Annotated in this window: 20 protein-coding genes; 8 read left to right on the top strand and 12 right to left on the bottom strand. The window is 67.7% G+C overall.

The genetic code is table 11. The annotated features are described in order from the left end of the window. Positions 1-22 precede the first annotated feature (22 nt). Positions 23-283 carry a GIY-YIG nuclease family protein gene (locus tag JC881_RS17220; RefSeq protein ID WP_332875256.1) on the bottom strand — a complete coding sequence of 87 codons (261 nt, stop codon included), beginning with the start codon at positions 281-283 and terminating at the stop codon, positions 23-25. A 65-nt stretch (positions 284-348) separates the two neighbouring features. Here JC881_RS17220 and JC881_RS17215 point away from each other — a divergent pair, with 65 nt between their 5' ends. From JC881_RS17215 to JC881_RS17205, 3 genes are all read left to right on the top strand, one after another. Then, positions 349-618, top strand: a complete 270-nt coding sequence (locus tag JC881_RS17215) for a helix-turn-helix domain-containing protein (RefSeq protein ID WP_198786916.1) — start codon at positions 349-351, stop codon at positions 616-618. Positions 619-685: 67 nt separating this feature from the next. After that, positions 686-1,000, top strand: coding sequence for a hypothetical protein (locus JC881_RS17210; RefSeq protein ID WP_198786915.1), 315 nt, complete (start codon positions 686-688; stop codon positions 998-1,000). Positions 1,001-1,315: 315 nt separating this feature from the next. Continuing rightward, the gene (locus JC881_RS17205; protein WP_198786914.1) at positions 1,316-1,837 is read left to right on the top strand and encodes a hypothetical protein; all 522 of its coding nucleotides are present in this window, start codon (positions 1,316-1,318) and stop codon (positions 1,835-1,837) included. Positions 1,838-1,906: 69 nt separating this feature from the next. On the opposite strand, the gene JC881_RS17200 is transcribed toward JC881_RS17205, so the two are convergent. Both JC881_RS17200 and JC881_RS17195 read right to left on the bottom strand, forming a co-directional pair. Continuing rightward, positions 1,907-2,944, bottom strand: a complete 1,038-nt coding sequence (locus JC881_RS17200; RefSeq protein WP_198786913.1) for a PQQ-binding-like beta-propeller repeat protein — start codon at positions 2,942-2,944, stop codon at positions 1,907-1,909. Positions 2,945-2,967: 23 nt separating this feature from the next. Beyond that, a complete protein-coding gene (locus JC881_RS17195) occupies positions 2,968-3,498 on the bottom strand; it encodes a hypothetical protein (protein ID WP_198786912.1) in 531 nt (176 codons plus the stop codon). A gap of 84 nt (positions 3,499-3,582) precedes the next feature. Here JC881_RS17195 and JC881_RS17190 point away from each other — a divergent pair, with 84 nt between their 5' ends. Continuing rightward, positions 3,583-3,966, top strand: a complete 384-nt coding sequence (locus JC881_RS17190) for a DUF4259 domain-containing protein (RefSeq protein WP_198786911.1) — start codon at positions 3,583-3,585, stop codon at positions 3,964-3,966. Positions 3,967-4,009: 43 nt separating this feature from the next. Here the strand turns inward: JC881_RS17190 and JC881_RS17185 are convergent, their stop codons facing one another. Then, positions 4,010-4,195, bottom strand: a complete 186-nt coding sequence (locus JC881_RS17185) for a hypothetical protein (protein ID WP_198786910.1) — start codon at positions 4,193-4,195, stop codon at positions 4,010-4,012. Positions 4,196-4,404: 209 nt separating this feature from the next. Here JC881_RS17185 and JC881_RS17180 point away from each other — a divergent pair, with 209 nt between their 5' ends. After that, positions 4,405-4,818 carry a GFA family protein gene (locus JC881_RS17180; protein WP_198786909.1) on the top strand — a complete coding sequence of 138 codons (414 nt, stop codon included), beginning with the start codon at positions 4,405-4,407 and terminating at the stop codon, positions 4,816-4,818. A gap of 22 nt (positions 4,819-4,840) precedes the next feature. On the opposite strand, the gene JC881_RS17175 is transcribed toward JC881_RS17180, so the two are convergent. Beyond that, entirely contained in the window at positions 4,841-5,335 is a 495-nt protein-coding gene (locus JC881_RS17175) for a protein tyrosine phosphatase (protein WP_198786908.1), read from the bottom strand. Positions 5,336-5,401: 66 nt separating this feature from the next. Next, positions 5,402-5,839, bottom strand: a complete 438-nt coding sequence (locus JC881_RS17170; RefSeq protein WP_198786907.1) for an ester cyclase — start codon at positions 5,837-5,839, stop codon at positions 5,402-5,404. Positions 5,840-5,983: 144 nt separating this feature from the next. Between JC881_RS17170 and JC881_RS17165 the strand changes: the two genes are divergently transcribed. Next, a complete protein-coding gene (locus JC881_RS17165) occupies positions 5,984-6,910 on the top strand; it encodes a hypothetical protein (RefSeq protein WP_198786906.1) in 927 nt (308 codons plus the stop codon). Positions 6,911-6,937: 27 nt separating this feature from the next. Here JC881_RS17165 and JC881_RS17160 read toward each other — a convergent pair whose 3' ends face one another. From JC881_RS17160 to JC881_RS17140, 5 genes are read right to left on the bottom strand one after another with little or no spacing between them, the layout of a single operon-like run. Then, entirely contained in the window at positions 6,938-7,363 is a 426-nt protein-coding gene (locus tag JC881_RS17160) for a hypothetical protein (protein ID WP_198786905.1), read from the bottom strand. Continuing rightward, positions 7,360-8,706 carry an adenylosuccinate synthetase gene (locus JC881_RS17155; protein WP_198786904.1) on the bottom strand — a complete coding sequence of 449 codons (1,347 nt, stop codon included), beginning with the start codon at positions 8,704-8,706 and terminating at the stop codon, positions 7,360-7,362. Before JC881_RS17155 ends, JC881_RS17160 begins: the two co-directional genes overlap by 4 nt. Positions 8,707-8,721: 15 nt before the next feature. After that, the gene (locus JC881_RS17150; RefSeq protein ID WP_198786903.1) at positions 8,722-9,690 is read right to left on the bottom strand and encodes a VWA domain-containing protein; all 969 of its coding nucleotides are present in this window, start codon (positions 9,688-9,690) and stop codon (positions 8,722-8,724) included. Between the two features lie 25 nt (positions 9,691-9,715). After that, positions 9,716-10,702 (bottom strand): protein kinase family protein, encoded by a 987-nt coding sequence (locus JC881_RS17145; RefSeq protein WP_198786902.1) that lies wholly within the window; start codon positions 10,700-10,702, stop codon positions 9,716-9,718. Between the two features lie 16 nt (positions 10,703-10,718). After that, on the bottom strand, positions 10,719-12,029 hold the full coding sequence (locus JC881_RS17140) for a hemolysin family protein (RefSeq protein WP_198786901.1): 1,311 nt from the start codon (positions 12,027-12,029) through the stop codon (positions 10,719-10,721). Positions 12,030-12,052: 23 nt separating this feature from the next. Between JC881_RS17140 and JC881_RS17135 the strand changes: the two genes are divergently transcribed. Further along, positions 12,053-12,904, top strand: a complete 852-nt coding sequence (locus JC881_RS17135) for a symmetrical bis(5'-nucleosyl)-tetraphosphatase (RefSeq protein ID WP_198786900.1) — start codon at positions 12,053-12,055, stop codon at positions 12,902-12,904. A gap of 29 nt (positions 12,905-12,933) precedes the next feature. On the opposite strand, the gene JC881_RS17130 is transcribed toward JC881_RS17135, so the two are convergent. Then, positions 12,934-14,451 carry a M20/M25/M40 family metallo-hydrolase gene (locus JC881_RS17130; RefSeq protein WP_233101847.1) on the bottom strand — a complete coding sequence of 506 codons (1,518 nt, stop codon included), beginning with the start codon at positions 14,449-14,451 and terminating at the stop codon, positions 12,934-12,936. A gap of 191 nt (positions 14,452-14,642) precedes the next feature. On the opposite strand from JC881_RS17130, the gene JC881_RS17125 reads away from it, so the two are divergent. Further along, positions 14,643-15,614, top strand: coding sequence for a LysR family transcriptional regulator (locus JC881_RS17125; RefSeq protein WP_198786898.1), 972 nt, complete (start codon positions 14,643-14,645; stop codon positions 15,612-15,614). The last annotated feature ends 5 nt before the right edge of the window (positions 15,615-15,619 follow it).

Here is a 15,619-nt window from a genome sequence, read left to right as displayed (position 1 = left end):
TTTCCTGTACCGCGATCGCGCGCTATGCAGCCGCCTCGAAGAAGGCGAGCTTTCGGGTTCGAGGCAGGGCCTTGACCTGGAGCTCCGCCCGCAATGCGGCGCCCTTGTCCGGGTAGACGCGGGCGGCAAGCACGCGCAACGGAGGCCGCGCGCGCGTGAACTTGGCGCCCAGCCCGAAGACATGCTGAAAGAAGCGCTGCTCCACATCGAGCGCGATTCCCGCGTAGTACACGCCGCCTTCGCACTCCAGGAGATAGAGCCAATACGGTGTGGAGGCGGGCACGGGCGCGGGCTGAGAGTCTGGCTGGGTTCGGGGCACGGCTGGATTGTGCAGCGACAATCCAAGGCATGGCTCAAGGCAAACGCATCTCGGCAGACATCGACGGCGGCGCCCTCCAGGCGATCAGGCACATGGGGGCAGAGGCCAAGCTGGCGCGCACCCGTGCCGGCGAAGGCCAGTCGGCCGCCGCCGCGCGATTGGGCGTTCATGTGCAGACGATCGCGCGGATCGAATCGGGCGAGCCGGGCGTCGCCATCGGGCACGTGCTGGGCATGCTGGCGCTCTATGGCATCGCGACGAAGCTGCAGCTTGCGGACGGCGAGCAGCCTGCCTCGTGAACCGACCGGCGCGAAAGATGCGACAGACGCGCCATGCGGGCACGGGCCTTCGTAACGGAGAAGCGACATGAAGATCGAAGTCCATCGGCAAGCGTGTTGCGCACAGGACGACCAGATGGGGCCGCTGGCACGAACGTTCGAGCTGCCCGATCGATGCAGCATCGAAGACCTGGTGAACGCCGTCGTGGCTTCGCGTTTTCTGCAGTACTCCTCGACCCATACGGCGCTGCACTGCCGCATCGCGGGCAAGGAGGTGGCTGTCGTCTTCAGCCCCTATGAGGTGCCTGCGCGGGGATCGCTCTTCGTCGTGGCTCCGGACACCGCGGTTCAGGACATTGCGTCGGCGAAGCGCGAGGTCGAGTTCGTTTTCGACCGCAGTTGAGCCAGGACATCGACCGGAAACGAACATCCGGCTCGGCACCAGATTCGTGTTCTCTCGGCCTTCAATAGCAACAATGGACATCATCTCTGCGCACGCGTTCAGCAGTAACCATAGAAGTCAAATCGAGACCAGCAATCTCTGTGGATGCTTCTATTGCCTCGCGATATTTCCGCCAACGGAAATCATCGAATGGGTTGACCTGAACTCGACCGCGATATGTCCAAGATGTGGCATCGACTCGATAATCGGATCTGCATCGGAGGCCCCCATCACCGCCGAGTTTCTGGGAAGAATGCACGCCCACTGGTTCAGGGCATGACCATTTTTGACCCACACGACTCGAACGGGCCTGACGGCCGCAAAGCACGCTGGCCGTCTGTTCTGGGCACATTCGCGCTTCACGCATTCGTTGCTCTCTTTGTCGTTCTGCTGCCACCCATCGTTTACGACGCAGTTGTCTCTTCGAGACTTGCAAGCATCGAGTGGCTGCAATTTTCAGGAGGGATCACCTACCCGCTGTATGCCGTCTACTGGATCGCGAAGCTCAGGAATCCTCGCGCCAGATTCATGCTGCTTCACTTGATCCTCATCCTCACGCTCATCTTTTTCGCGGCATTCGCAAGCAACAGACTCACTCCGATGTTCGTGGCATTCCTGCCGGTCGTCGGCGCGGCTGCCCCGCTTCTCTATGCAGTCGCTTCATGGCTTCGTGGCAACGGCCGGCTGGCTGTGACCTGCCTCGTCAGCAGCCTGGTCGCACTTCTGATTGCAGCGCCCTCTTCCGTTCTTCTCATCTATAGCGCAGCGATCTCTCCCGTTTCGAACATGCGCTACTAGCCGACGGCTTGCTTGGCTAGCGCTGCTCGAATCGAAGGCAATCCGCCGCGAATCGCCTCTCAGAGGAAGTCACCCAGGACCGAAGGCCCGAATCTCCCGCCCCAGCGCCCCATAGAGCCACTCGCGGTCATACAGCAACCCGCCGCCATCGCCCTTGCCCATCTTGAGCGCCGAAAGGCTCTGCCCGGTGGCCGTATCCAGAAAGAAGATCCCCTCCTCCGGCGTGAGCACTGCCAATGCGTCGCCCGCCACGACCGGCCGCCCGCGAATGCCGCCTTCGCATGCGGCCTGCCATGCGCTCTCGAGCGAGAGCCTGGTCTTGAAAAAGGATCGCTTGCGCTGCAGCACCGCACAGCGAACGCGCCCCGCATCCGTGCCGAAGTAGATGCGGTCGCCCGCGACCTGCAGTTGCCCGTCGATGGCTTCCTTGTCTCCGAGGTCCAGCCTTGCAAGCAGCTCGCCGGTCTGCAATGAATAGGCGCGCAGCGATCCGCGGGCGCCGATCAAAACGGTCTGGTCCTGCACGACCGGATGGAACATCCACTCCGCGCTGTCGACGGCCCAGAGCGCGCGCCCGCTCGACGTGTCCACGCAATGGAGGCGAACGCCTGCGCCCTTCGCAAGCACCGTCGCGTGAACGACACGGCCGTTGCTCGCGGCGAGGGCGTAGCTGTGGCCCTGGTTATCGAAAGCCCACACCTTCGAGCCTGTGCGCATGTCGAGGCACCACGTCTTGGACGCGCCGCCGCCGGCCTCCGCAACGGCGAGCCGGTCGTTCCCGACGAGGCAAAGCCTGCCCATGTTGCGATCGCCGCATGGTCCGTCCCACAACTTCCCGCCGCTGCGGTCGAAGGCGTGGACCGTTCCGGAAAAACTGCTGACGTACACCGAGCCGTCCGGCGCCAGCACGGGCTCGCTGAGCACGTGGGGAATGGTGGCGCGCCAGCGTTCCTCACCCGTCGTCCGGTCGAGCGCGACGAGCGTGCTTTCGTAGAAATCCGCCTTGTCGTAGTGAAAGGCGACGAGCACCGTTTCGGCGTCTGCGACAGGGGCTCTTGCGCCGACCTGACGTTCTTTCGGCAAGCGATAGGACCAGTTCAATTTCATGCGCGCGTTCTCGTGGGTTGCGTTCAGGCGTCCGGCGAATTCTTCCGGTGCGGAAGAACTTCCTCGTCGATCGTCTCCACCAGTTCTTGAAGCCATGACCGATGGCCCTGGAACGTGTCGAGCCGATCCTCGGCTTCTTCTCTCGATGCCAGGTGTTGGTCCAGAAATCGAAACCCGACCGAGTCCGCGGCGTGTCGAAGCGCTTCGTCGGGCAGGTCGCATTCGTACAGGAAGTCGAAGCGCGTGGCCCAGAACCCTTGCTCGGTCCTGGCGATGCGTTCGAATTCATCGGGAGTCTCGATGCTGAATTGGATGAACTCGAGGCCATCGGATTTTTCCCACACGCCGAAGACGGTGTCACCGCTGTCCCACAGTGGAATCAATGGCGGGCCGGCTGGCACATCGGCGCCGTGATAGACGTAGAACGCGGGCCCGAGGCAACTTGCCCTGAACGCCTCGTGAACGCATTCGCCGGCTGCCAGCCGCATCAAGGGCGTGGACAGGCCAAGCCGCTGCAGTTGCGCCATCCGCTGCGCCTGCGCGATCACTGCCATGGGAAATCCTCTTCTGTCATGAGTCTGTGGATATTCTGATGCTAGGCTGCGCGCACTTTCAAACACAAGCACAGGAGTTCGGCGATGGGCACGTGGTCTTCGGAAAGCTTCGGCAATGACGATGCGCTGGATTGGTTTGGCCAGTTGCAGGAAGCGCCCAGTGCGCTGCCGTTCATCGAGGAGACATTGACCTCGGGCTCGACGGAAAGCGTCATTGCAGCCGGTGCGGTGCTCGCAGTGCTCAGCGGAAAGGACGGCGCCGACGTCCATCCGGATGTCATCGCATGGTGCGCGGGAAAGGCCGCCCCGCCGGCTTCGCTCAAGCAAGCCGCCATCGATGCGATCCAGGCCATCATCGACGACCCCGAAGCGGATGGGCACGACACGTGGGCGGAGCTGGGCGAAGACGATGAAGACTACCTTGCGTGGCTCTCGGGTCTGAAGAGCATTCAGGCCCGGCTTCGATAAAAGGCAAAGCGCAAAGCGCCAGTGGCAGCGCCACTGATGCGACCTAGCGCTTGAACAGCTTGTAGGCCCCGAACGCCAGCAACGCGATGGCGAAGCACAGCATGCCTGCGGATTTTCCGGCCGAGTAGCCGGCCTCGGCGCCGGCAGCGGCCTGCGGGAGATTCATCCAGCGGGTCACCGCCCATCCACCCCACACGATAGCGATCACGCCCTGGACCTTGTCCCCCATGAATGCGCTCCTTGATTTGGAGCGCGATCATATCCATCGGCCTGTCCCGCGACCGCCGGTGCAAACCGGCCCTCGCAATTCACGACGATCTTGTTACTCCCTCGTCGCCCTCTCGCTCGAATAGATTGGTCATCGCGCCACGCGGCGTACTGGCACCGGCCAGCCGCCCCCCGGGCCAAGCCGACACGACCATCGAAAGGACACGAGAAATGAACCACCCCTACACCGGCGGCTGCGCATGCGGCGCGATCCGCTACGAGATCTCCGGCGAGCCCGTCTTCCAGAACGACTGCCAGTGCCGCGACTGCCAGCGCAAAAGCGGCACGGGCCACGGCTCGTACCTCACCTTTGCGCGCGGCGGCGTGAAGCACAGTGGCGATGCGACGCTGTGGGACATGGTCGCCGACAGCGGCAACGTGAAGACGCGCGCGTTCTGCCCGCATTGCGGATCGCCCGTGTACATGACTTTCGCCGCGATGCCCGACGTGTTCACCGTGCATGCCGCGAGCCTGGACGACCCGGGCCGCTATCGGCCGCAGGCAGTCACCTACGGCGTGCGCGGGCATGCATGGGATTTCCTGGACCCCGCGCTGACGAAGTTCGAGCGGATGCCGCCGATGTGAAGGCCGCTGCGGCCCGATCGGCCTAGCGCATGTGCGCCAGGTCCCGCAGGTCCGAACGGATCGCCGCGCGGTCCGCGCCGTGCAGCGGCAGGCTCACGAACAGCTCCAGGCGCCGGCGCAGCACGAACATCATCTGGATGGCGGCGCGCACCGCGTCTTCGGGGTTGCCGATGGCGGCAATGTCGGGGAAGGCCCACAGCGCCGAATCGGGCTGGCCGGGCCAGCGCGGCTGGGAAGAAAGGGTGGATTCGTCCAGCGTGATGACGAACTCCGCGCGCGGCGCGCCCGATGCGGTCAGGTCGTTCCAGCTGCGCGGCGGCGCATCGAGCGGCGGAATGCCTGCGTTCTGGAGCGCGGCGACGGCGGCGGGGTGAATGTCCGCGACGACCTTTCCGGGCTGGCCGCACGAGAGCACCGTGAACCGGCCGCCGCCCAGGTGCGCAAGGCTGGCATGCGCCAACTTGCTGCGAAGGGAATTGCGTCGCGAGACGAAGGTAACCACGATGCCTCTTGCCATGGGTTCCAGTCTAGAACGAAGAGATGTCGGACGCATGCGGTGCGACATTTTGCGAGGCCTGGCCCGCTATCGGCCTTGCGATTTCGATGGTTCCGGTGCAGCGTTTTTCCCGCCGTTCACGAGTTGGGCCTCGATGGCCGCCTTGTCGATGACGGACCAGACGTTCACGATCCTTGTGTCAAGGAATTCGTAGAACACGTTCTCGGTGAAAGAGACTCGCCGGCCGTTCACGGGCAGCCCGAGAAACACGCCCTTCGGGGTGCAGTCGAACTGCAACCGGCTGGCGATATGCGGCGGCTCGGCGACGACGAGGCGGATGTCGAAATGCAGATCGGGGATCTCGTCGCAGTCTCTCTCCAGCATCGCGCGATAGCCGGACAGGCCGATGCGCCGGCCGTTGTGGTGGGCCTCGGCGTGAACGAATTGGCCCAGGCTCGGCCAGTCCCGTGCATTCAGGCAGGCGATGTAGCTTCGATAGATGCGGGAGAGATCCGTCCCGGTCATGCCGATTCCTTTCCTCGAACGAGCGCGCGGCGCAAGAATGGCCGAATGCGGCCGCCCCGGCAAGGGCGATGGCCCGCACGCAGCCGGGCCCGGCCCCCGATGCGGCATACTCCCACCCCCCAAACACGCCACGAACCCACCCGCATGGACAAGGAAGTCGACCCCCACGTACTCGCCGTCATCGATGAGATGCGACTCTCAGGACCGCGGCTCACGCCGGTCGAGATCGTCGCCAAGATGGGGGTGTTCGACGCGCGGGAAAAGCCGTTCGACCAGGCCTGGCTGGCGACGGGCGACAACGTCATCGCCACCGTCTGGGCGGAATACGTGAGCGTGGGCGCCGGCGGGCGCTGGTTCTGCCTCGAATCGCTCGACACGCAGCATCGCCCGGGCGGCGGCACGCGCAGTGCCTTCCAGGTCCAGCGCGCGAAGGACCGCCTTGCACTGCTCAAGCGCACCTTCGACGCAGACCAGGGCTTTCGCGCCGTGCTGCAGACCAACCGGGTCGCCATTGCCGAGCTGGAGAGCAACAAGGCCGCCAAGGTGTCCACGCGCGTGCGCGACGATGCCGAATGGCACGTCGCCAGTTGGGAGCCGGAGCAGCAGTTCGCGGTGCTGGTGCGCGGTGCGCGCGGCTGGACGCCCGACGAGGCGGAAGTGAAGGCCGCCACGGCGCGCGGCAGCGTGCCCGTCGTGGCCGAGGCCGAGCCGGACGTCGCGGCCCCTCCCCCGCCGGCTTCGCGCGAGGAAGTCCAGGCCGCCGCGATGGACTACGTGATGCGCCACTTCAAGGGCTACGGCTACAACGCCGAGGACCTGACCGGCAAGAACATCGGCTTCGGCATCGAGGTGTCGAACGCGAAAGGCGCGACGCTGCTGCGCGTCGTGGTGAAGGGCACCTCCACCGCATCGCCCAAGTTCCAGCTCACGAGCGAGGAGCAGGCCTCGTCGGTGCGCGAGCCGCTCTGGCGCCTGCTGGTGGTTTCCGATGCGGGCACCCCGATCGCGCAGCACAAGATCTACAAGCCGTCGGAAATGAGCCAGGCGCCCGGGTTCGAAGCGTCGGCGTAGTCGCTCGAGGACGGGTGCCGCTGTGGTTCACAGCGTCTCCCAGACCTGCACCAGCCCCAGCAGGTGCACGAGGCCGAACACGAGGCAGATGGCCGAGCTCCACACCCAGAAGGCGCTCAGGCGCGGCCGGTCGAACAGGAACAGCGCCGCCGCAACGAGCCCCCGCAGCAGGTAGACCGCGGTGATCGCGGGCAGCACGAAAGCCAGCAACGGCAGCGGCTGCAGCACACCCGCACCGGAGAGCGCATAGGCGGCCCAGATCGCCAGCACGCAGGCGATCATCAGCGTGAGGATCGGTGGATACCAGTGCCCGGCCGCCGCGCCCTTTGCCATGCGCTCGCCCGCTCCGAAGAAGCGGTACCACGCGGGACCGCCGACGATGACGCAGAGGTGCAGCAGCGCGGCAATGGCGCTGAGCGCAGCGCCGACGATCAAGGGGATGTTGTGCGTCATGCGGGATCTCCAATGCGTTCGCGCGCACGCACGGTATCGCGTGTCGGGCCGAAGGCGCCGAATCGCACGGGCAGCCCACTGAGGGCTTCCACGCGCTGCACCCATGCTTGCGCGGTGGCGATGGGGTGCCCATCGTAGAGGGGCTGTGCGCCCTGCAGCAACAAGGTCAATGCGCGTTGGCGTTCGAGGTCCGGCATGTCGATGAATGGCAGCGACGCGACGCTTGCGCCGTCGGCGCTGCGGTAGCCCGTGCACCAGCGCAAGCCCGCGCCTTCGACGGCATCGAGGTGGCTCACCACCAACCCGTCGAGCGGCCCGGCTGCGGCAAGCGCATAGCGCAGCAGCACCGCATCGGGATGGCCGCGGCGGAACGCGCCCTGCCAGCCTTCGTCGGCGTTGTGCGGCTCGGCGAATCGCGCGTCGAGTGCGCGATCGTGCGTGGGCAGCGGCCCCGGGCCGTGGCGCGTGAGGTAGCTGCGCAGCACGCCCAGGTGCTGCACGGGCGCATCGATGCCCAAGTCACGCAGCACGGCTTCGACAGCGGCCGTGGAGATCGTGCTCCACGTGGTGTGCGGATGAAAGCCGCGCCATTCGTCCAGCAGCACGCCCTGCGCGCCTTCGAACAGCACGGTGCCGGGCTGCGCGAGCCGTGCGCCGATGGCGTCGGCGCCAGCGGGCGGCGACAGGCGGACACAGGGCGCAGCGGCATCGAGCCAGCGTTGGGCGAGCGAGGCATCGCCGAGCAATGCCAGTTCTTGCGCAGCCTCGGCATGCGATGGCGTCACTTCCGCGAATTCGCGGCGCAGCGCCACACGCGAAGCCTCCAGTTTTTCGAGCGCCTGCGCACGGTGCATGAGGTCTCCGTAGCGCAAGGCATCTCCGGGCGCAGCCAGTGCCTGCCGCACCGTCTCGCCGACACCCACGCCGCACGTGCCATGCGCCGCCGCGCCCCTCGCCCATTCGCGCAGCCGGCCCGCGGCCTGGTGGAACGGCGTGGTCACGCGGCAGCGCCCATCGATCAGCAGGCGCGCGAAGGCATCGGTCACGCCCACGCGGCGCAGCGCTTCTTCCTCGACGCGCAGCGCCGTCGGATGCACCACCACCGGACTCGCGAGCACCGTCGCCACGCCCGCATGAAAACTGCCGGCGCCGAACTGCGAGAAGGTGTGATGCCGTCCATCGGACAGCACCACGTTGTGGCCAGCCTGCGCACCGCCGTTGAAGCGCACCACCGTGTGCGCCCGCCACGCGCCGCACAGGTGGTCGGTGAAGAGGCCCTTGCCGCAGTCCCCGAAGCCCAGGCCCAGCAGCGAAACGTAGCGCGTGGGCGCGGCGGTGGTCACACGGTGTTCAGCCGTTCAGCCGAACAGCCGCTTCCACCACGACGAGCGCGGCCCGCTCGCGGCCGGCGGCGCGCGGCGCGGCGCGGTCGGGTCGAGCAGCGCGGCATACGCATCGAGCGCATGCAGCACGCCGCCCACGCGCTCCTTGGCCATGCCGGTCGCGCCCATCACTTTGGCCAGGCCCTCCAGGTTGGGCACGGCCTTCTCGGTGAGCGCGACGATGCCGGCCGCCACGGCGCAGGCGTCGTCGGGCGAATCCATGCAGATGACGTGATCGCCCAGCAGCTCGCGCCAGCGCGGCTCGCAGCGGCGGCGGCGCTGCGCGTCGGGGATCAAAAAGAACAGGTTCGTGGTCTCGGCCGCGGCGGCGATGACTTCCTCGATGGGAATGTCCTCGTCGAGCTTCTCGCCGATGAGGCCCTCGATCTGGTGGCGCGACACCGCCGGGTACGGCAGCTCGTCGCCGGTCACGAACAGGTAGCCGCGCTTCTTGCGCTTGACCCAGCAGTCCATGTCGGTGTGCTGCGCCATCACGTAGAAGGCCAGCTCGTAGCTCTCTTCGCCGCTGCCGCCACCGCCGCCTTCCAGGTAGCTCCAGGTGAGCCATTGGTCCATGAGGTTGGCGGTCGATTCGAACTGGCCGACCTGCAGCGGCGCACGGTCGGAGGTGGCGTCGCCGATGGCCATGAACATGAGCTGGGGGTCGGCCACGCCGCAGTCCGTCAGGAGCTTCATGAAGGTGGGCAGCTCGCGGCGCGCGAGGGTCTGCGGGATGTCGCCCATGGAGCCCGTGACGTCGAGCGCGAACACGATGCCCAGCGAGTTGGGGTGGTCGGCGTTGTCGCGCGACTCGCGCACCTTCAGGCCGTGCGGGTTCATCAGCGCATGCGTCGCGGTTTGCGTGAACACCTCGGCGCCGGGCTTGGCGGCGCGGTCGGCGATCAGCGCGGTGTGCGCGGCGTGCGAGTAGTTTCCGTAACCCATGGGTGCTCCTTGAATGGAATGTCGGTCAGCCGCCGGCACGCGGCGCGGGATCGAAGTGAACGAACTGCGGCGCTCCGAAGGCTTCGCGCGATGCGGCCGACAGCGCCTGCTCGATGCCCTGCGCGCCGAGGCGCTCGCAGGAGGCGGTGTCTTCGCTGCACTGGCGCAGCAGTGCGGCCAATGGCGCGGGTGTGCGTGTACCGAAGCCGGGGTCGCCGGCCGCGCCGCCGTGCATCACTGCGCGCACGGTCCACGCGGCTTGCGCGAGATCGCGCGCCGCCGCGGCCGCATGCGCGGAACCCGAGGCCTGCCGCGCCTCTGACCAGCCGACGATCAGCACGCCGTGGTCGCGCGGATGCACGAGTGCATGCGCGGGCGAAAGGTCGCGGTGCGTCCAGCCGGCGCCGTGCACGAAGGCCAGCACCTCGAGCATGCGGCGCCAGATCCACACGGCGTGGCGCGCGTCGATGCCTTGCGGGTTGGCCTGCTGCACGTCCTGCAGGCTGCCCCAGAAACCGGTCGGATGGCGCAGCACCAGCGCCTGGCGCTTGCCGTCGCCCAGGCCCTCGGCGATGCCCGTGCCCAACGGTTGCGGCAGCCGGCGCGTGAAGTAGGCGGCGCCCGGAACCGACAGGCTTTGCAGCGCCTGCAGCACCGCGCCTTCGCGCAGCAACACATCGTTGTCCGATGCCTCGCGTGCGAGCTTCAGGGTGACGCGCTCGGGCACCGCGCCAAGCCGTTCGGCGAACAGCACTTCGCTGTGCTCGCCCAAGCCCAGCGGCGCCAGCACGCGGTAGCGCGCGCCGCGCAATTTCTCGATACGCACGATGCGCCCGCTCGCCGTGCCCGCATTGGCGCGCCGCCAGGCCGCGCGGAAGCTCTCGCGCTCCACCGTTTCCTCGCCGCGCGTGATGGTCGCGCCGCAGTAGCTGCAGTTGACGGTGCGCCACCGCGCGGCGCGCGGCAACGGCGCGGAGCATTGCGGGCAGCTCAGTGCGAGCAATGACAGCATGGCGCCTCGTGCCTGCCTATTCGTCGCGCGGCGCCGCGGGGTCGGGCGAGGCCAGCACGCGGTCGATGCGGCGGCCTTCAAGCGCCACGATCTCGAAGATCCATCCCGCGCATTCGATGCGTTCGCTCACCCCAGGCAGGCGGCCCGACACCGACATCAAAAGGCCTGCCACCGTGTTGTAGCGGCCGCGCTCTTCTTCGGGCAGTTCGCGGATACCGAGGCGCGCACGCAACTCCGACACGGGCATGAGTCCGTCCAGCTCCCACACGCCATCGGGGCGCTCCCGCGCCCAGGCGTCGGTCTGCATGCCGGGCTGCAGCTCGCCGGTGATGGCTTCGAGCAGGTCGCGCGGGGTCATGAGGCCCTGCACCACGCCGTACTCGTCGACCACGAACACCAGCCGGCCGGCACGGGCGCGGAACTGCTCGAGCAGCTCCATGCCGGTGAGCGTCTCGGGCACGAACACCGCGGGCGTGGCCTCCTGGCCGAGCACGCCCTTGTGGGCGGAACCCAGGCGCAGCAGGTGCGCCACGCTGATCACGCCGACCACGTCGTCCAGCGAGTTGCGGCAGACGGGGTACCACGAGTGCACGAGGTTGAGCGCGGCGGCATCCGCCACCTTCTGCAGCGCCTGCGACACGGTGTTGGAGGCGTCGAGCCATTCGATGTCGGCGCGCGGGATCATGAGCGACGACAGGCGCCGGTCGTCCAGGTGAAACACGTTGCGCACCATCTGGTGCTCGTGCTGCTCGATCACGCCGGCATCGACGCCTTCTTCGAGGCTGGCCGAGATTTCTTCTTCGGTCACCGAGCGCGCCGCATTGGCATCGATGCGCAGCACCTTGAGCATGGTGGCCGTGGCGCCGGCCAGCAGCCACACGAAGGGCTTGGCGCCCTTGGCCAAACCTCGCATCGGGCGCGACACCCAGCGCGCCACCGGCTCGGGATACAGCTGGCCGATGCGCTTGGGCACCAGCTCGCCGAAGATGATCGTGAAGAAGGTGATGCAGGTCACCACCACCGCGGTGGAGGCGATGCTGGCGGTGCCCGCGCCCATGCCCACGCTTTCCATCCACACCGCCAGCGGCGCGGCGAAGGCGGCCTCGCCGACGATGCCGCTCAACATGCCGATCGAGGTGATGCCGATCTGCACGGTCGAGAGGAATTGCGTGGGCGATTCCATCAATTTCAGCGCGGCGGCCGCGCCGGTGTCCCCCGTTTCGGCCAGGGCTGCGAGGCGTGCGCGCCGGCTGGTTGAAAGGGCCATTTCGGACATTGCGAACACCGCATTGAGGGTGGTCAGCAAGGCCAGCAGGAAGACATCCATGAACAGGGGGAGAGAATGAGGGAATGGCACTTTACTGTATCGGCGACGTGCAGGGCTGCGACCCTGCCCTCGGGCGGCTGCTCGGCGAGATCGATTTCTCCCCCAGCCGCGACACCCTCGTGCTGCTCGGAGACCTGGTCAACCGGGGGCCGGAATCGGCCGCCGTGCTGCGGCGCGTGCAGGGCTACGGCGCCTCGGCGCGGAGCCTCCTGGGCAACCACGACCTGCACCTCTTGGGCGTGGCGCACGGCGCGCGCAAGGCCGGCCGCAAGGACACGCTGGCCGGCCTTCTGGCCGCGCCCGACAGCGAGGCGATGCTCGACTGGGTGCGCCACCAGCACATGGCACTGCACATGCAGGTCGGGGGCGGCGACCTGCTCATGGTCCACGCCGGCGTGCTGCCGCAGTGGACCGTGGGCGACACGCTCGCCCTCGCGTCGGAGGTCGAATCGGTGCTGCGCGGCCCGGCGCTGGGCGACTTCCTCCTCACCATGTACGGCGACGAGCCCGCGCAATGGAGCGACGCGCTCACCGGCAGCGCGCGCCTGCGCGTGATCGTCAATGCGCTCACGCGCCTTCGCTACTGCACGCCCGAAGGCGAGATGGAGTTCGAGACCAAGGACGGCGCCATCCCCGCCCCCGAGGGCCTCCTGCCGTGGTTCGACGTGCCGGGCCGCAAGACCGCGGCGGCCACCGTCGCCTTCGGCCACTGGTCCACGCTCGGCTGGCTCTCGCGGCCCGACCTGCTCTCCACCGACACGGGCTGCGTCTGGGGCGGGTGCCTGAGCGCGGTGCGCATCGGCGAGACGCTGGCCGAGCGCGAGCTGATCCAGGTGAAGTGCGAAGCGGCGCAGAAGCCCGGCAAGCAGGCCTGAAAGGAGGGGGCTGCGAGCGCCCCGTTCGCTCAGAGCCCGTGCGTCATCAGCGCGTAGACGGTCTGCACGCCGGTCACGTAGTTGCCCATGCGCAGGTTCTCGTTCGCCGCGTGCTGGTTGTTGTCGGCGTTCACCAGCGGAATGATCGCGAAGGGCACCTGCAGCACCCGCACGATTTCCGCCGTCGGCACGGTGCCGCCCATCATGCGGATGCGCACCGGCGCGGGCGTGGCGCCGAAGGTGTCGGTCAGCGCCTTGTAGGCCCATTGGCCGATCGGTGAATTGATCGGCGAGCCCGCCGCGTCGGCGCCCTCGCTGCGGTAGCTGAAGCTGGCGAGCTTGTCGTAGCGGGCGCGCTCCTCGTCGGTCGGCGCGCCCTTCACGAGGTGGTAGCCCTGCTTGACGATGTGCGCCTCGATCAGCTTGCCCAGGTAAGGCGCATCGGAATCGGGCGTGGTGCGCAGGTCCATCTCGGCCTCGGCCTTGTCGGGGACGATGTTCGCCACCTTGTCGCCCACGGCGGCCGAGGCCATGCCGCGCACGTTCAGCGAGGGGTACTGCATCGCCTCCTGGTAGTTGGCGCCGACGCGGTCGGTGCGCGCGATGCCCAGGCGCCGCTTGAGCGCCACCTCGTCGTCGGGCACGGCGGCCATGATCTTGCGGTCGGCCTCGCCGATCTTCACGTGGTCGTAGTAGCCGGGAACGGTCACCCGCCCCGTGTCGTCCTTCATCGAGGCCAAGAGGCTCGCCAGGCGCTGCGCCGGGTTGGGCGCGTAGTTGCCGTAGTGCCCGCTGTGCAGCGGCACCTTGGCGCCGTACACGGTGAGCCGCGCGTCGGCCGCGCCGCGGTTGCCGAACACCAGCGTGGGCCGGTTGGTCGCGTGCATGGGGCCGTCGTGGATCACGATGGCGTCGCTGCGCAACAGTTCGCGGTGCGCCTGCATGACCTGGCTGATCGAGGGGGAGCCTTTTTCTTCCTCGCTGTCCAGGATCACCTTCACGTTCACCGCCGGCTGCCCGCCGCCCGCCTTCAGCGCATCGATGGCGGCCAGCAGCATCATGATCGGGCCCTTGTCGTCGGCCGAGGCCCGGCCGAACACGCGCCACTCGGGGTCGAGCGGGCCGCTGAAGAGCGGGGCCGAATCGATCTCTTCCCACTCGCCCTTCTCCGTCTTGCGCTTGAGCACGGGCGTCCACGGGCTCTTTTGCGCCCACTGGGCGGGAATGACCGGCTGGCCGTCCAGGTGCATGTAGAAGAGCACCGTCTTGCGCGCGGGGTCGTTGCCCGGGAACTCGGCATAGAGCATCGGCTTGCCGTTGTTGGGCAGCTGCTGCGTCTTGAAGCCGCGCTTCTGGAAGGCCTGCTCCAGCCACTCGACGTTCTTGCGGATGTCTTCCGGCACGGTAGCGTCGTTGGGCAGGGCCAGCAGTTCGAAGTACTCGCGGTAGGTGGCCTGCGCATGGCGCTCGGCGAGGGCCGGGGAGAGTTCGGCCGACGCTGCGAGGCCGTGTCCCAGCATCAGGACAGCCGCAGGCACAAGCGCCATCAGGCGGCGAGGAGTTCGACAGGAGCGAGTGGATGCGGAATCGATGGGCATGGGTTGGCAGTGCAGAGGGAGCAAGTGGAGAACGGGGTATCCGCGCAGCATAAAAAGCGCGCACCTTTTCGGCAATTGCTATTTTCTTGAGCTACCTTTGCGTTTCCCGCAAACCTCGCGCACCGCCGCCCCGACTCCCAATGCCAAGCCGCCGCCTCCAGGAAACCTCGCTGCGCTACTTCCTCGAAGTGGCCCGCACCGGCTCGCTCACCGAGGCGGCCGCGCGGCTGAACGTCAGCATCTCGGCCGTGAGCCGCCAGGTGGCCACGCTGGAAGCGCTGCTCGGGGTGCCGCTCTTCGAACGCCGCCCGCGCGGCATGGTGCCCAGCGCCGCGGGCGAGCTGCTGGCGGCGCACGCGCTGCGCGGCGCGCTGGAGGCCGAGCGCGTGCTCTCGGACATCCAGGCGCTGCAGGGGCCGCTGAGCGGGCGGGTGCGCATCGCCTGTTCTTCGGGCTTTGCCAATGAGTTCCTGCCGCGCACCATCGCGGCGTTCCGCCAGGAGTACCCGGGCGTGCGGTTCCGCCTCGATGCCACCGGCCCGACGCAGGTGAGCGATGCCGTGCTGCTCGGCGAGGCGGACATCGGCCTCACCTACAGCCGCGCGGCGGTGCGCGGCATCCGGGTCGAGCATCGCCAGTCGGCCTCGGTGTTCGCGATCATGCGGCCCGACCATGCGCTGGCGAAGTCGCGCAGCGTGACGCTCGCGCAGATGCACCCCTTTCCCATCGCGCTCAGCAGCCCCGAGAACACCGTGCGCCAGTTGTTCGACGTGGGCTGCAGCAACCGCGGCCTGGTGTTCGAGCCCGTGCTGGTGAGCAACCGCTTCGAGGCGCTCGCCAATTTCGTGCTGCATGGCGGCGGCCTCGCCATCACCGGAGAGATCACCGTGCGCGAGCGCGTGCAGCGCGGAGAGCTGCACGCGGCCGAGATCCGCGAGCCCGGCATGCGCGGCCGCGCGGTCGAGCTGCAGACGCTGGCCGACCGCACGCTGCCGGAGGTGGTGCGCACCTTCCTGGCTTACCTGCGCGAGCAGTTGCCCGGGCCGGGCGCGCATGCGGCGGCGAAGAAGGCGCCCGCAAGGAAATCGGCGAAGGCGCGCAAGGCCATGTAGGCCCT

Source organism: Variovorax sp. IB41 (assembly GCF_016405905.1).
Taxonomy (GTDB): domain Bacteria; phylum Pseudomonadota; class Gammaproteobacteria; order Burkholderiales; family Burkholderiaceae_C; genus Variovorax.
This window is presented reverse-complemented; position numbering and strand designations above follow the sequence as displayed.

Excerpts from the sequence above, each read along its gene's own strand:
- JC881_RS17215 (WP_198786916.1), top strand. The coding sequence starts at position 349 with ATGGCTCAAGGCAAACGCATCTCGGCAGACATCGACGGCGGCGCCCTC.
- JC881_RS17210 (WP_198786915.1), top strand. The coding sequence starts at position 686 with ATGAAGATCGAAGTCCATCGGCAAGCGTGTTGCGCACAGGACGACCAG.
- JC881_RS17205 (WP_198786914.1), top strand. The coding sequence starts at position 1,316 with ATGACCATTTTTGACCCACACGACTCGAACGGGCCTGACGGCCGCAAA.
- JC881_RS17200 (WP_198786913.1), bottom strand. The coding sequence starts at position 2,944 with ATGAAATTGAACTGGTCCTATCGCTTGCCGAAAGAACGTCAGGTCGGC.
- JC881_RS17195 (WP_198786912.1), bottom strand. The coding sequence starts at position 3,498 with ATGGCAGTGATCGCGCAGGCGCAGCGGATGGCGCAACTGCAGCGGCTT.
- JC881_RS17190 (WP_198786911.1), top strand. The coding sequence starts at position 3,583 with ATGGGCACGTGGTCTTCGGAAAGCTTCGGCAATGACGATGCGCTGGAT.
- JC881_RS17185 (WP_198786910.1), bottom strand. The coding sequence starts at position 4,195 with ATGGGGGACAAGGTCCAGGGCGTGATCGCTATCGTGTGGGGTGGATGG.
- JC881_RS17180 (WP_198786909.1), top strand. The coding sequence starts at position 4,405 with ATGAACCACCCCTACACCGGCGGCTGCGCATGCGGCGCGATCCGCTAC.
- JC881_RS17175 (WP_198786908.1), bottom strand. The coding sequence starts at position 5,335 with ATGGCAAGAGGCATCGTGGTTACCTTCGTCTCGCGACGCAATTCCCTT.
- JC881_RS17170 (WP_198786907.1), bottom strand. The coding sequence starts at position 5,839 with ATGACCGGGACGGATCTCTCCCGCATCTATCGAAGCTACATCGCCTGC.
- JC881_RS17165 (WP_198786906.1), top strand. The coding sequence starts at position 5,984 with ATGGACAAGGAAGTCGACCCCCACGTACTCGCCGTCATCGATGAGATG.
- JC881_RS17160 (WP_198786905.1), bottom strand. The coding sequence starts at position 7,363 with ATGACGCACAACATCCCCTTGATCGTCGGCGCTGCGCTCAGCGCCATT.
- JC881_RS17150 (WP_198786903.1), bottom strand. The coding sequence starts at position 9,690 with ATGGGTTACGGAAACTACTCGCACGCCGCGCACACCGCGCTGATCGCC.
- JC881_RS17145 (WP_198786902.1), bottom strand. The coding sequence starts at position 10,702 with ATGCTGTCATTGCTCGCACTGAGCTGCCCGCAATGCTCCGCGCCGTTG.
- JC881_RS17140 (WP_198786901.1), bottom strand. The coding sequence starts at position 12,029 with ATGGATGTCTTCCTGCTGGCCTTGCTGACCACCCTCAATGCGGTGTTC.
- JC881_RS17135 (WP_198786900.1), top strand. The coding sequence starts at position 12,053 with ATGGCACTTTACTGTATCGGCGACGTGCAGGGCTGCGACCCTGCCCTC.
- JC881_RS17130 (WP_233101847.1), bottom strand. The coding sequence starts at position 14,451 with ATGGCGCTTGTGCCTGCGGCTGTCCTGATGCTGGGACACGGCCTCGCA.
- JC881_RS17125 (WP_198786898.1), top strand. The coding sequence starts at position 14,643 with ATGCCAAGCCGCCGCCTCCAGGAAACCTCGCTGCGCTACTTCCTCGAA.